Here is a 13,904-nt window from a genome sequence, read left to right as displayed (position 1 = left end):
CCTTTGCCGGCAGCCCTACCCCGCCCCGAGTCCTCGCCAGAAGGACCGGGGCATTGCAAGCAGTGAAAAAAGCAGATCCAACAGGAGACAGACTGTGAAAGCATCCCCATCCAACCGCCTCGGCGCCGCCCCCTCCCGCCGCAAGGCCCTTGCAGGCGCCGCCCTGCTGCTGGCCTCCATCGCCCCGCTGCACTGCGCCTGGGCGCAGGCAGGCTCCAGCAGCGCCGCCAGCTTTCCCACGCGCCCCGTCACCGTGATCACGGCCTTTGCCGTGGGCAGCGGCCCTGACGCCGTGCTGCGCATCGTGGGAGAAAAGCTTGCCGCGCGCTGGAAGCAGGGCGTGACCGTGGACAACCGCCCAGGCGGGGCGGCTTTGTCGCCATCGAAGCCGCACGCCGCGCCAAGCCCGACGGCTACACGCTGCTGCAGCTCGACAGCGAACATGTCTCCGCCCTGCCCTACCTCTACAAGCAGCGCAACTTCCATCCGCTGCAGCACTTCGACCCGGTGGCGCCGCTGTTCCTCACGCCCTTCTTCGTCGCCGTGCCCACGAACTCGCCCTGGAAGAGCATGGGCGACCTGATCAAGGCGGCCAAGTCCGAGCCCGGCAAGGTCAGCTACGGCTCCTGGGGCGTCGGCAGCCCCGGCCACCTGGGCGGTGAATGGCTGGACTTCCTGACCGGCAGCAAGATGACCCATGTGCCCTACCGCGAGGTCAGCCAGCTCTACACCTCGGTGGCCAATGGCGATCCGGCCTGGAGCTTTGCCAGCATTCCCTCCAGCCAGGGCATCTACAAATCCGGCAAGATCCGCTACCTGGCCGTGGCCGCGCCCCAGCGCATCGCCCAGATGCCCGACGTGCCCACCGTGGCCGAATCGGGCGGCCCCGCCGAACTGATCGTGAACTCCTTCGTCTCCCTGCTGGCGCCCAAGGGCGTGGACGCCACCCTGCGCGACAAGATCCACGCCGACGTGGTCGCCGTGCTGCAGGACCCGCAGGTGCGCGAGAAATTCGCCACCTTCGCCTTCCAGCCCATCACCTGGGAGGTGCCGGAGATGGAGAAATTCGCCAGGACCAAGGCGGACCAGTACAAGCTGCTGATCCAGAAGGCGAATATCAGCCTGGATTGAGCCCGCCGCCTGCCTCAACCCTGCGACTGCGGATTCGCAAACCCCGCCACCTGCTCGTAATGGCGGGCAATGGCGCGCAGCTCATCCTGGCTAATCAGCTCGTCGATATGGCCGAAGGGCTGCCCGCCACTGAGTTCGTCCGCCTTCATGATGATGAAGTCGGGCGGCGTGGAGCGGTTGGTCAGCACCACCTGGCTGGTGGCGGGCAGGCGGCTGGCCTCGTAGGCTGCCAGCAGCGCCAGCGGGTCGCCCTGCGGGTCGGCGGCCAGCAGGTCGGCCAGCACCCGCGCATCGCGCATGGCCTGGGCCGAGCCGTTGGAGCCGCGCGGATACATGGGGTGGGCGGCATCGCCCAGCAGGGTCACGCGGCCGAAGCTCCACTGGTCCACGGGGTCCTTGTCCACCATGGGGTACTCGAAGATGGTCTCGGCCGAGCGGATCAGGGCCGGCACATCCAGCCAGTCGAAGGTCCAGCCGCCAAAAATCTCCAGCACATCCTCCATGCGGCCAGCGCGATTCCAGTCGTTCATGCGCATCTGCGGGTCGCGGATCTCGGCCACCCAGTTGATGCGCTGCATGCCCTGGCCGTCGACGTTGTCCTCGATGGGATAGATCACCATCTTGCCGGTATCGACCGAGCCGATGCGCAGGTAGCTCTTGCCCGTGAGGATGGGCTTGAAGCGCGAGACGCCGCGCCAGGTGTTGATGCCGCCGAAGGCCAGCTCCTCCTGCGGATAGAACTGGCGCCGCACGGCGGAGTTGACGCCATCGCAGGCCACAACGATGTCGGCCGTGGCGGACGGCGGCACATGGCCCTGGGCATCCGGCGCGAAATGCACGGTGGCGCCATGGGCCGACTGGTCCACGCGCACGCAGCGGTGGCCCGTGTGCACGGCACCCGGGCCCAGGCGCTGCACGGCGGCCTCGAAGAGAACGCGGTGCAGGCGGCCACGGTGGATGCCCAGCTCCGGCAGCTCATAGCCGGCATGGCGGCCGCGCGGCTCGCGGTAGACGAACTGGCCGTAGCGGTTGAAGAACACGCTTTCCAGGTTCTCGATCGCCAGGGCCTCCAGCTGCGGCTGCAGGCCCAGGTCGCTGAGTTCGCGCATGGCATGCGGCAGCAGGGTAATGCCCGCGCCGATCTCGCGGACCTCGGGCACGGCCTCGAAGACTTCGCAGGCAATGCCTCTTTGATGCAGGGCCAATGCCAGGCACAGGCCTCCGATGCCGCCCCCCACGATCGCTACTTTCATCCGCTGACTCTCCATGCTTTCTCCAGGGCGCCTTGGGCGCCCGTCCCGCCTACTCGGCGGTAATCCCCCGCGCCTTGACCAGATCGGCCCAGCGCCAGGCGTCCTTTTGCACCAGGGCCTTGAACTCGGCCGGCGTGCTGCCGGCCGGATCCATCCCCTGGGGCGCGAAGGCATGCCGGACTTCATCCGACGCCAAAATCGCTTGGATCTCGCGATTGAGGGCATCGACCTGGTCCGCCGGCATGCCGGCCGGCGCAAACACGCCGTACCACATATCCACGTTCACATCGCCCGCCTTGGCCTCCTTGAGCGTAGGCACATCGGGCAGCAGCGGGTGGCGCCGCTGGCTGCCAATGCCCAGCGCACGCAGCTTGCCGGCCTTCACATGCGTCAAGGCCACATGAATGGGCAGGAACATGCATTCCACCTGGCCGCCCAGCAGGTCCGTCAGCGCCGGCCCTGTTCCGCGATAAGGGATGTGCGTGATCGACACCCCGGCCGTGCTCTTGAAAAGCTCCATCGCCATATGGTGCGGAGTGCCCACTCCCGGCGACGCGTAATTGATGCGGCCCGGCGAGGCCTTGGCGGCCTTCACCAGATCGGCCGCCGTCTGATAGGCCGAGGCCGTGGGCGTCACCAAAATCAACTGCCCCCAACTGGTCAGCGTCACAGGTTCGAGGTCTGTCAGCGGATTGAATGGCAATTTGGGATACAGCGATGCATTCATCACCAGGGTATTCACTGTCACCAAAAGCGTCTGGCCATTGGCGGGCGAGCGCACAACGGCCTCGGTGCCGATATTTCCAGAGGCGCCCGGCTTGTTCTCCACCACCACGGGCCGGCCCTGGCGCTTGGCCAGCAAAGGTCCGATGGTTCGCGCTATCGTGTCGATTCCTGTTCCGGGAGTGAAAGGCACAATCAATTTCAGAGGCACACTCTCGGTACTGGCGATGGCACCTGCTACGGGTAAACCCAATACTCCCAATCCGCTTGTCTTCAAAAATTGCCGTCTGCCAACAAAATTTCGCATGTAGACCTCTTTTGTAGTTAGCATGCAAACGCATGGTAATCATGCACCAAAATGGGCACAATTGGTGGAAATCGAATGAATACTGGACACTTCTGCAAGAATACTAGACGCATATGGACACGATGACGCCTGCACCACTGCCGCTATATCAGCGCCCTGGCTTTTTGCTGCGGCGCGCTCACCAGATTTCGGTCGGCATTTTTGAAGAGCAATGCCGCCCCCTGGGACTGACGCCGCCACAGTACGGCGCCCTGGTCCTGATCGACGCCTCCCCCGGCTCCGACCAAAGCTCCCTGGCGCGCGCCATGGGCTTTGACAAGGTGACCACGCTGCGCCTGGTGCGCGGGCTGGAAGAGCGCGAATACGTGCACCGCGCCCTGAGCACGCGCGACCGCCGCCAGCACGAACTGACGCTGACCGACAAGGGCCGCGCCCTTCTGGCCGCCAGCGTGCCGCTGGTGGACCAGGCCTACCACCGCCTGGTGTCCCCGCTGGAAGACGGCGAGCTGCAGGAGCTGCTGCGCCTGCTGGCCAAGCTGGAGTCCGGCCTGGGCGCCAATGCCCGCGTGAAGCTGGAGCCGCTGCGCAAGCCCGGCGCCCGCGCCGTTCAGACCCCAGCTCCTTCCGACGACGCCCGCCTGCCGGCCACCGGCACGGACTGAGCCGCTGACCGCCTGAACCAGCATGGCCTGCGCCTGCCGCAGGCCATGCTCTTTTTTGCGCCAGCCTGTGCAAAAACGCACATGAATACTGCACATATCTCCATTGCTTGCGAAAAACCGCACAGCTACCATGCGATGAACGCCCGGCGCACGCATGCCGGGCTGACACCACCGCAACAGGAGACAAGCCATGAATGCATCCACATCCGCCAAGGTTTTGGCGCCCACGGTCAAGCTGCTGATCAACGGCAAGCTGGTCGAATCCCAAAGCACCCAATGGCGCGATGTGGTCAACCCGGCCACGCAGGAAGTGCTGGCCCGCGTGCCCTTTGCCACGCCCGACGAGGTCAACGCCGCCGTCGCCAACGCCAAGGAAGCCTTCAAGACCTGGCGCAAGACCCCCATCGGCCAGCGCGCCCGCATCTTCCTGAAGCTGCAGCAGCTGATCCGCGAGAACATGAAGGAGCTGGCCGCCCTGCTGACCGCCGAACAGGGCAAGACCCTGCCTGACGCGGAAGGCGACGTCTTCCGCGGCCTGGAAGTGGTGGAGCATGCGGCCAACATCGGCTCGCTGCAGTTGGGCGAGCTGGCCAACAACGTGGCCAACGGCGTGGACACCTATTCCGTGCTGCAGCCCCTGGGCGTGTGCGCGGGCATCACCCCCTTCAACTTCCCGGCCATGATTCCGCTGTGGATGTTCCCCATGGCCATTGCCACGGGCAACACCTTCGTGCTCAAGCCCTCCGAGCAGGACCCCATGGTCACCATGCGCCTGTGCGAGCTGGCGCTGGAAGCCGGCATTCCGCCCGGCGTGCTCAACGTGGTGCACGGCGGCGAGGACGTGGTCAATGCCATCTGCGACCACCCCGACATCAAGGCCATCAGCTTCGTGGGCTCCACCAAGGTTGGTACCCATGTCTACAACCGCGCCAGCCTGGCCGGCAAGCGCGTGCAATGCATGATGGGAGCAAAAAACCACGCCATCGTCATGCCCGACGCCAACAAGGAGCAAACGCTCAACGCCCTGCTGGGCGCAGCCTTCGGTGCGGCAGGCCAGCGCTGCATGGCGCTGTCGGTGGCCGTGCTGGTGGGCGATGCACAGAAGTGGATTCCCGAGCTGGTGGAAAAGTCCAAGACCCTCAAGGTCAGCGGCGGCACCGAGCCCGGCACCGACGTAGGCCCGCTGGTGTCCTGCGCGGCGCTGTCGCGTGTGGAAAGCCTGATCGAACGCGGCCTGGCCGACGGCGCCAAGCTGGAACTGGACGGCCGCAAGCCCCAGGTGGCCGGCTACGACAAGGGCAACTTCGTCGGCCCCACCGTGTTCAGCGGCGTCAAGCCCGGCATGAGCGTGTATGACCAGGAAATCTTCGGCCCCGTGCTGTGCCTGGCGGCTGCCGACAGCCTGGACGAGGCCATCGAGTTCATCAACGCCAACCCCAACGGCAATGGCACGGCCATCTTCACGCAGTCGGGCGCCGCGGCGCGCAAGTTCCAGGAAGACATCGACGTGGGCCAGGTCGGCATCAACGTGCCGATTCCCGTGCCGGTTCCGCTGTTCTCCTTCACGGGCAGCCGCGCCTCCAAGCTGGGCGACCTGGGCCCCTACGGCAAGCAGGTCGTGCTGTTCTACACGCAGACCAAGACCGTCACGGCGCGCTGGTTCGACGACAGCACCACCAGCCAGGGCGTGAACACCACCATCAGCCTGCGCTGATGCACGGGTGGGCTGGCCTGGATTGATCCGGGGCAGGCCCCGGCTCTGGGATGATGGCGGCATGCGTTTTCCAATGACCGCCTCCCTCTCCCGGGGCCTGGGTGCCGCCTTGCTCACCGCCCTGGCCGCCTTGCCCCTGACCCTTCACGCGCAGGCCGGTGCAGCCTGCGACCCGGCCTCCACCGCCGCCGCCAGCCGCAATGCCTGCGCGGTCCAGGCCTTCCAGGAGGCCGACACCGCGCTCAACATCCGCTACCTGGACGTCATGCAGCAACTGCCCCAGGGCAAGCGCACGGGCCTGCGCCACGACCAGAACGGCTGGATCAAGGGCCGCACGGCACGCTGCAAGGCCGCCACGCGCGACAGCGAAACCCAGCCCGAAGGCCCGCGCCTGTACCACGAATGCCTCACGGCCGCGACACAGGAGCGCATGCAGGCGCTGGAGCGCTGGCTGCAGCACTGACCGCCGCACGCACTGACAGGCGGCGCCTACAGGCATCGACAGGCACCCACAGGCCCCGAAAGCCCCCCCAGAACAACAAGGGCCCCAGAGCCCAACGCAGGAGACAAGCCAGCCATGGACTTCGAACTCAACGACGACCAGCGCGCCTTTGCCGAATCGGCCCGCGCCTTTGCCCAGGCCGAACTCGCGCCCCATGCCGCGCACTGGGACCGTGAATCCATCTTCCCGCGCGAGGCCATCGCCAAGGCGGGCGAACTGGGCTTTTGCGGCCTGTACGCGCCCGAGAACGCCGGCGGCCTGCAACTGCCGCGCCTGGACGCCACCATGGTCTTCGAGGAACTGGCCGCCGTCGATCCCTCCACCACCGCCTTCATCACCATCCACAACATGGCCACCTGGATGCTGGGCACCTGGGCCACCGACGCCGTGCGCGCCGAATGGGGCGAAGCCCTGACCAGCGGCCGCAAGCTGGCCAGCTACTGCCTGACCGAGCCCGGCGCGGGCTCGGACGCCGGCTCGCTCAAGACCCGGGCAGAGCTGGCGGGGCATGAATACATCATCAACGGCGCAAAGGCCTTCATCAGCGGCGCGGGCAGCACCGACATGCTGGTGCTGATGGCCAGAACGGGCGACGCCGGCTCGGGCGCCAGCGGCATCTCCGCCTTTGCCGTGCCCGCCGACCTGCCCGGCATCAGCTACGGCAAGAAGGAAGAGAAGATGGGCTGGAACAGCCAGCCCACGCGCGTCATCAGCTTCGACAACGTGCGCATTCCCGCGCACAACCTGCTGGGCCGCGAGGGCGAAGGCTTCAAGATCGCCATGAAGGGCCTGGACGGCGGGCGCATCAACATCGCCACCTGCTCCGTGGGCGCCGCCCAGGGCGCGCTCACCCAGGCCCAGCAGTACATGCACGAGCGCAAGCAGTTCGGCAAGCCCATTGCCAGCTTCCAGGCGCTGCAGTTCAAGCTGGCCGACATGGCCACGGAACTCGTGGCCGCGCGCCAGATGGTGCGCCTGGCCGCCTCCAAGCTCGATGCCGGCGCGCGCGACGCCTCCACCTACTGCGCCATGGCCAAGCGCTTTGCCACCGATGCCGGCTTCATGGTCTGCAACGAGGCCCTGCAACTGCACGGCGGCTACGGCTACATCCGCGAATACCCGCTGGAGCGCCTCATGCGCGATGCCCGCGTGCACCAGATCCTCGAAGGCACGAACGAAATCATGCGCGTCATCATCGCGCGGCGCATGCTGGAAGGCGATGCGCCGGACATGATCCGCTGATTCATCCACATCCATCCCGCGCCATGCCCGCCCGCCCGCTCTCCGACACCACGCTGCACCTCATAGACGCCGTGCGCGAAGCCCTGGCCGGCTGCGACGACGTGCAGGAAAAGCGCATGTTCGGCTGCCATGTCTTCATGGTCAACGGCAAGCTGTGCCTGGGCGTGGAAGACGACGAACTGCTGGTGCGCCTGCCGCCCTCGCAGCACGCGGCCGTGGCCGAGACGCCGGGCCTGCGCCCGCTCTCGTCCAAGGGCCAGATGGACGGCTACTTCTTCATCGGCCCCGCCGCCTACGCCACGCGCCAGCAGTGGCAGCACTGGATTGCCCAGGCCCTGGCCTTCAACCCCCACGCCAAGGCCACGCCCCCGAAAAAGCGCAAGGCCCAGGCCAGCGAACCCGCGCCCGCCGACGCAAAGACACCGCCAGCGCCGCCCGCCCCGGCCGAGCGCCGCACACGCAAGCACCCCATCTTCGGCGACGAATAAGCCCCCTTTGCAGGAGAGCCCCATGCCCATCCGCATCGTCCAGCTAGGCAGCCCCCGCCACGCCGATGAAGGCCTGCGCATAGGCACCGTGCGCCGCCCGCCGCGCGGCGTGCCCAAGGCCGAATTCGCCAGCCGCGACTACTACGACGTCTGGTACCCCGAACTCTCGCCCCAGCCCGACACCATGCACACCGCGCTCGAATCGCACCGGCTGCAGGACCACGGCCAGCAGACCGAGGCCAACAAGCTCTGGCAGCAATTCGTGCGCAAATTCCGCAAGGAAATGGCCGAACCCGCCGCCAGCCGCACCCTGGACCTGCTGGCCGCCCTCTCGCAGCACAGCGCCTTCGCCATCGGCTGCTACTGCGAGCAGGAGGCGCGCTGCCATCGCGGCATCCTGCGCTCCCTGCTCAAGGAACGAGGCGCCGACATTGCGAACGGCGACAAGGACACCGGCGACATGGACGCCGGCGAAAAGTACACCGGCGACACAGGCCACTGAGACACACCACAAGCTTCACAACACAGGAGACAAGCACATGCAGATCGCATTCATCGGACTCGGCAACATGGGCGGCCCCATGGCCATCAACCTGCACAAGGCCGGCCACACGGTCAAGGCCTTCGACCTCTCCAAAGACGCCTGCGCCAAGGTCGCTGCAGAGGGCGTGAGCATTGCCGCCAGCGCCGAGGACGCCGTGCAGGGCGCCGAAGCCGTGGTCTCCATGCTGCCCGCCAGCCAGCACGTGGAAGGCCTCTTCCTCGGCCGTGACGGCGCAGCCGGCCTGCTGCAGCGCATTGCCAAGGGCGCGCTCATCATCGACAGCTCCACCATCGCCGCCGCCACCAGCCAAAAGGTCGCCAAGGCCGCACAGGCCGCAGGCATTGCCTTCATCGACGCCCCCGTCTCCGGCGGCACGGGCGGCGCCATTGCAGGCACCCTCACCTTCATGGTGGGCGGCAGCGAAGCCGACCTGGAGCGCGCCCGCCCTCTGCTCGAAAAAATGGGCGCCAACATCTTCCACGCCGGCGCCGTGGGCGCGGGCCAGACCGCCAAGATCTGCAACAACATGCTGCTGGGCATCCTCATGATCGGCACCAGCGAAGCCATCGCCCTGGGCGTGGCCAACGGCCTGGACCCCAAGGTCCTCAGCGAAATCATGCGACGCAGCTCGGGCGGCAACTGGGCCCTGGAAAAATACAACCCCTTCCCCGGCGTCCACGAAAACGCCCCCGCCTCCAAGAGCTACGCAGGCGGCTTTGGCACCGACCTCATGCTCAAGGACCTGGGCCTGGCCCAGGAAAACGCCATGGCCGTCAAGGCCTCCACGCCCCTGGGCGGCATGGCCCGCGCCATGTACGCCATGCACTCCATCGCAGGCAACGGCGCCCTGGACTTCTCCAGCGTCATCCGCTCCCTGCAAAAGAACGGCTGACCGCCAGGCTCAGGCCAGCGGCCGGATGCCCATGCACCCGCACCCGCCCCCAATCCCGTATGCCCGCGCCTGCGTCGGGCCGCATGCGGGGTTGCAGTCCTGCCGCAGGACAGGACTGCTTCGTCAACTGACTCGCCGCAGTTGTCTGAACGGAGCGCGCAGCGCGCAGTGAGTTCTGCGGCGAACCCCGCAGGCGGCCCGACGCAGGTTGCCCCGCAGCGCAGCGAAGGGGTCGCGGGCATTCGGGTGTACGTGTCAAGGACATGGGTAACAACTCAGCTCACAGACATGGGTAACACTTCAAGCTCACATAGTCCTTCTGGGGTCCTCGCACATCCTCTTCGTTGAAGCAGCCCAGTCGCACCGGCCCCAGATACACATCCCACTGGCCAGCGGCCACCTCCTGCATCCCGATCCACTGCCCCGCCAGCAGGTAGCCGATGTAGACCCGCAGCGCTCGCCAGTAAATCAGGCCGTTGTGGCTGACTCGAACTCTTTCCCAATGCTTCGGGTACTGCAGCTCGGGTAGCTTTGAGGGGTATGGCCTGGTCGAGTCGCTGTAATGCTGGGCCGGCATGCTTTGCTGCAAGGCCTCATGCGGGCGCTGCTGGTTGTAGTGCTCCACAAAGGCATCGAGCTGCATCTGCAATGCCGCTTTGTCCGCCGCAGGCTCTTTGCCCAGGGCATGCTTGAGCGTGCGGTGCATCCGCTCGTGGCGACCGTTTTGCTGTGGCTTGCCCCTCTCGATGCGCTCCGGCCTGATGCCCAGCCTTATCCACCATATCGCCAGGCGTGACAGGCCCGCCACGCCAGTAGTCGCGAATGGCGGACCGTTGTCACTGCGTATGCGCTCGGGCAGTCCGTATTGCCGAAACACCTGTTCGAAGCTGCGTTTGGCATCCTCGTAGTTGGGGCTGTCGTAGACATGTACGGCCAGCAAATAGCGGCTGGCGTGGTCCATGATGGTCAATGGATAGCACCAGTGACCATCGGCTGTCTTGAACTGGCCTTTGTAGTCTGCACTCCATTGGGCTGCTTGCTCGTTCGCAAGGGCTGGGCCGTAGGCACCGAGCGTCTGCGTACACGCCTGCTGCAAACAAGCCCCTCAGCCTTCAGCACGTTGTAGATGGTGGTTTTGCTGGGTGTCTCCTGTGGGCCCCAACGCTGCAGGAGCAAAGCGTGCAGCTTCTTGGGCCCCATCTGTGACCTTTGCTGCGTGCGCAACTCAATGATGGCCCGGCGCTGTGCATAGCTGATCGCCTGATTGTTCCCGTGGGGCCTGCGACTGCGCTCTTGCAATCCATCCATGCCCAGTTGGCGGTAACGCTCAACCCACTTGTAGGCCGTCTTGCGGCTGATGCCGTAGCGCCTGCACAGCTCGCTCAGCGGCGCACTGATGTCGCCCCCGTATTCCCGACCCCACCCTATTCGCAATAAAGCAGCTGGTCAGCCCCTGCAGCCTGTTGCCGCCTGAACTCCCGAGGCGACCGCATTTTCAGCGAAGAATGCGGATGCACCTCGTTGAAGTGCTCGAAGGCCGCAGGCAGTTGCGCCAGTACCGTCTGCGCGTCATTCAGGTCCATGCGCGCCACATAGTCGCGCTTGAAGGTGTTGACGAAGCTCTCGGCCATGCCGTTGCTCTGCGGGCTGCAGACGGGAGTGTTGATGGGCTTCAGGCCCAGCGCGCGTGCCAGCGCCCTCGTTTCGGCGGCGATGTAGGCACCGCCGTTGTCACTGAGGAACTCCAACTCCTGGCCCTGCGGGACCGCTTCGACCGAGCCGAAGCGGCGCTCCACGGCCTCGATGAGCATCTCGCGTACCGGCTCACCTGGCAGCCCTTTGCCCTCCCACGCGCGCCAAGCCATCACCTCACGGTCGCAGCAATCCTTGGTGAAGGTGGCCGTCACAGTCTGACCTGAATCGCACTTGATTTCCAGACCATCGGAGCACCATCGAAGGTCGCTGCGCGAGACCGCAACACGGCCCTCATGCGAGCGTGCGGACTGGCGCCGGCGAGGCGCCTTGGGCAGCAGCAGAGCGGCTTGTGCCATGACGCGATAGACGCGTTTGGCATTGACCCTCGGGGCGCCCCGTGCCGCACGCTGGCGGTTCACCAAGGCACAGGCACGTCGGTAGCCATAGCTGGGCAAGTCGGCAATTTGCTGGCGCAGTTCGGCGAGCAGCCCGGCATCGTCGCTGGGTGTGCGATGGCTGCGGCCATCGGTCCAGTCTTCACCGCGCCCAAGCAGGTCGCGCACATGCGAGCGCGCCAGCCCCATCGTCCGGCAAACCGTCTTCACTGGTCGTCCCCGGGCAACAAGGGCGAGCGCGCAATCCACTTTTTTTCTGCGGCGTACTCCACGGCTTCCTTGAGGATTTCGTTCTCCAAGGTTTTCTTGCCGAGCACGCGCTGCAGCTTGGCGATTTCCGCGCGAGCAGCCGCCAGTTCGGATGCGGGCACGACTGCCTCGCCAGCGGAGACGGCGGTCAAAGCACCTTGCCGTTCGAGCTTGCGCCACTGGAACAGCAGTCCAGCCGAAACGCCTTCCTGCCGAGCGACCAATGACACGCTCATGCCTGGTTCGTAGGTTCGGCGCACCAGCGCCGCCTTCTCTGCGAGAGACCAGCGCCTGCGGCGCTGGTCCTTCACGACTACCTCTACTGACTCCGTATGCCTAGTCATATGCACAGTCCTGTTCCTATCTTCAAAGATAAGCGATAGGACGGGGCCGGGGAATCAGGGGGCTATCTCAGCACCACCGCGCAGGTGGTCGGCTATGAAGAGCAGTTTCTCGTCCATGGGTGCGCACTCCTTCCAGGGCATGGTGATCGCTCCTTGGCTGCTGTTGGCTCCAGCTGCCAAGCTTGGATCTGTTACCCATGTCCTTGTACTGATGTGTCACCTATGAGTGTGAGTCGTACCGGGCGCGTTTCTTTGCCTACTTTCTTGCCGCGCGGCAAGAAAGTCGGTCGGCCGCCGGGCCGAAACCCGGCCTCGAAAAACAACCACCTGGCAGGGTCAAACAGCAAGAAACCCCGGTCAATCCAACCGGGGTTTTCTCTCTTCAGCGGCACAGAAGCCCTACGTAAGCTGCCACCGCCACCATCCGCCATTCCACAGAACACCCGCCAGCAACCATGACCACTACACCCCCCACCTTCGCCCCCATGCCCACAGCAGAAGGCTACTTCGGCCCCTACGGCGGCCAGTTGGTCCCGCCCCACCTCAAGCAGGCCATGGACGACATCAACACCGCCTACGCCGAAATCACGAAACGCCAAGACTTCCAGCAGGAACTGGCCCAGCTCTTCGCCGACTACGTGGGCCGCCCCAGCCCCATCTTCCACGCGCGGCGCCTGTCGGAGCAGCTCGGCGGCGCACAGATCCACCTCAAGCGCGAAGACCTCAACCACACCGGCGCCCACAAGATCAACCACTGCCTGGGCGAGGCCCTGCTGGCCAAGTTCATGGGCAAGAAGAAGGTCATCGCAGAAACCGGCGCCGGCCAGCACGGCGTGGCCCTGGCCACGGCCTGCGCGCTGGTAGGCATTCCCTGCGAGATCCACATGGGCCAGGTGGACATCGAGAAGGAACATCCCAACGTCACCAAGATGCGCATCCTGGGCTGCAAGCTCGTGCCCGTCACGCGCGGAGCGGCCACGCTCAAGGAAGCGGTGGACAGCGCATTCGAGGAATACCTCACCAACCCCACCGACTACATCTACGCCATCGGCTCCGTGGTCGGCCCCCACCCGTTCCCGATGATGGTGCGCGACTTCCAGAGCATCATCGGCCGCGAGGCGCGCGAGCAATTCCAGGCCAGGCACGGCAAGCTGCCCGACCATGTGGCCGCCTGCGTGGGCGGCGGCTCCAACGCCATGGGCATCTTCACGGCCTTCCTGGGCGATGCCTCGGTCAAGCTCGTCGGCGTGGAGCCCTCGGGCGAAGGCACGGACAAGCCCGGCCGCCACGCAGCCACCCTCAGCATGGGCAAGCCCGGCGAAATCCACGGCATGAAGTGCTACGTGCTGGAAAACGCAGACGGCACGCCGGCTGCCGTGCACAGCATTGCCTCGGGCCTGGACTATCCGGGCGTGGGCCCGCAGCACAGCTACCTCAAGGACCTGGGCCGCGTGCAGTACGAATCCGTCACCGACAAGGAATGCCTGGACGCCTTCATGCAGCTGTCGCGCGTGGAAGGCATCATCCCCGCCCTGGAAAGCGCCCACGCCGTGGCCTGGGCCATGCGCGTGGCGCCCGGCCTGCCCAAGGACCAGCACATCCTCATCAACCTCTCGGGCCGGGGCGACAAGGACGCCGACTACGTGGCCAAGGTGCTGGGCCTCTGAACGCAGAGCTTGCGCGGGATCAAACCGCAGCACACCGGAGGGGGCAAAGGGCGCCCTCTCCGACAACCGCTCTCCGGGACGGTGGAGACAATGGCC

At 65.9% G+C, this 13,904-nt stretch carries 11 protein-coding genes and 2 pseudogenes; 9 read left to right on the top strand and 4 right to left on the bottom strand.

Going from position 1 to position 13,904, the window contains the following annotated elements; translation table 11 throughout:
• Positions 1-94 precede the first annotated feature (94 nt).
• Positions 95-1,131, top strand: a pseudogene (locus BO996_RS17080) (Bug family tripartite tricarboxylate transporter substrate binding protein).
• A 14-nt stretch (positions 1,132-1,145) separates the two neighbouring features.
• Here BO996_RS17080 and BO996_RS17075 read toward each other — a convergent pair.
• Positions 1,146-2,384 (bottom strand): flavin-dependent oxidoreductase, encoded by a 1,239-nt coding sequence (locus tag BO996_RS17075; RefSeq protein ID WP_043791955.1) that lies wholly within the window; start codon positions 2,382-2,384, stop codon positions 1,146-1,148.
• A 49-nt stretch (positions 2,385-2,433) separates the two neighbouring features.
• Positions 2,434-3,414 (bottom strand): tripartite tricarboxylate transporter substrate binding protein, encoded by a 981-nt coding sequence (locus BO996_RS17070; protein ID WP_071955822.1) that lies wholly within the window; start codon positions 3,412-3,414, stop codon positions 2,434-2,436.
• A gap of 122 nt (positions 3,415-3,536) precedes the next feature.
• Here BO996_RS17070 and BO996_RS17065 point away from each other — a divergent pair, with 122 nt between their 5' ends.
• The 7 genes from BO996_RS17065 to mmsB all read left to right on the top strand — a co-directional run bounded on the left by BO996_RS17065 (position 3,537) and on the right by mmsB (position 9,458).
• Positions 3,537-4,076, top strand: coding sequence for a MarR family winged helix-turn-helix transcriptional regulator (locus BO996_RS17065; protein ID WP_232240351.1), 540 nt, complete (start codon positions 3,537-3,539; stop codon positions 4,074-4,076).
• Between the two features lie 190 nt (positions 4,077-4,266).
• Entirely contained in the window at positions 4,267-5,790 is a 1,524-nt protein-coding gene (locus tag BO996_RS17060; RefSeq protein ID WP_012205523.1) for a CoA-acylating methylmalonate-semialdehyde dehydrogenase, read from the top strand.
• A gap of 61 nt (positions 5,791-5,851) precedes the next feature.
• Entirely contained in the window at positions 5,852-6,253 is a 402-nt protein-coding gene (locus BO996_RS17055) for a lysozyme inhibitor LprI family protein (RefSeq protein WP_052151730.1), read from the top strand.
• Positions 6,254-6,367: 114 nt separating this feature from the next.
• Positions 6,368-7,534 carry an acyl-CoA dehydrogenase family protein gene (locus BO996_RS17050; protein WP_065345865.1) on the top strand — a complete coding sequence of 389 codons (1,167 nt, stop codon included), beginning with the start codon at positions 6,368-6,370 and terminating at the stop codon, positions 7,532-7,534.
• A gap of 23 nt (positions 7,535-7,557) precedes the next feature.
• Positions 7,558-8,022: a TfoX/Sxy family protein gene (locus BO996_RS17045; RefSeq protein WP_071955820.1), complete on the top strand. Its 465-nt coding sequence runs from the start codon at positions 7,558-7,560 to the stop codon at positions 8,020-8,022.
• Between the two features lie 22 nt (positions 8,023-8,044).
• The gene (locus BO996_RS17040; protein WP_071955818.1) at positions 8,045-8,524 is read left to right on the top strand and encodes a DUF488 domain-containing protein; all 480 of its coding nucleotides are present in this window, start codon (positions 8,045-8,047) and stop codon (positions 8,522-8,524) included.
• Between the two features lie 37 nt (positions 8,525-8,561).
• Entirely contained in the window at positions 8,562-9,458 is an 897-nt protein-coding gene (mmsB, locus tag BO996_RS17035) for a 3-hydroxyisobutyrate dehydrogenase (RefSeq protein ID WP_071955816.1), read from the top strand.
• A gap of 280 nt (positions 9,459-9,738) precedes the next feature.
• Here the strand turns inward: mmsB and BO996_RS30065 are convergent.
• Both BO996_RS30065 and BO996_RS17025 read right to left on the bottom strand, forming a co-directional pair.
• Positions 9,739-10,850 (bottom strand): annotated as a pseudogene (locus BO996_RS30065) (integrase core domain-containing protein); the annotation flags it as partial.
• Between the two features lie 32 nt (positions 10,851-10,882).
• A protein-coding gene (locus BO996_RS17025) for an IS3 family transposase (RefSeq protein ID WP_232240349.1) occupies positions 10,883-12,141 on the bottom strand; the annotation gives its coding sequence in 2 pieces (ribosomal slippage) (positions 10,883-11,811 and positions 11,811-12,141; 1,260 coding nt in all).
• Positions 12,142-12,596: 455 nt separating this feature from the next.
• On the opposite strand from BO996_RS17025, the gene trpB reads away from it, so the two are divergent.
• Entirely contained in the window at positions 12,597-13,808 is a 1,212-nt protein-coding gene (trpB, locus tag BO996_RS17015; RefSeq protein WP_071955814.1) for a tryptophan synthase subunit beta, read from the top strand.
• Positions 13,809-13,904 lie beyond the last annotated feature (96 nt).

This window comes from Delftia sp. HK171 (assembly GCF_001886655.1).
Taxonomy (GTDB): Bacteria; Pseudomonadota; Gammaproteobacteria; order Burkholderiales; family Burkholderiaceae_C; genus Comamonas; species Comamonas acidovorans.
The sequence above is the reverse complement of the archived record's forward strand: the minus strand, read 5'-3'. Positions and strand labels throughout refer to the sequence as shown.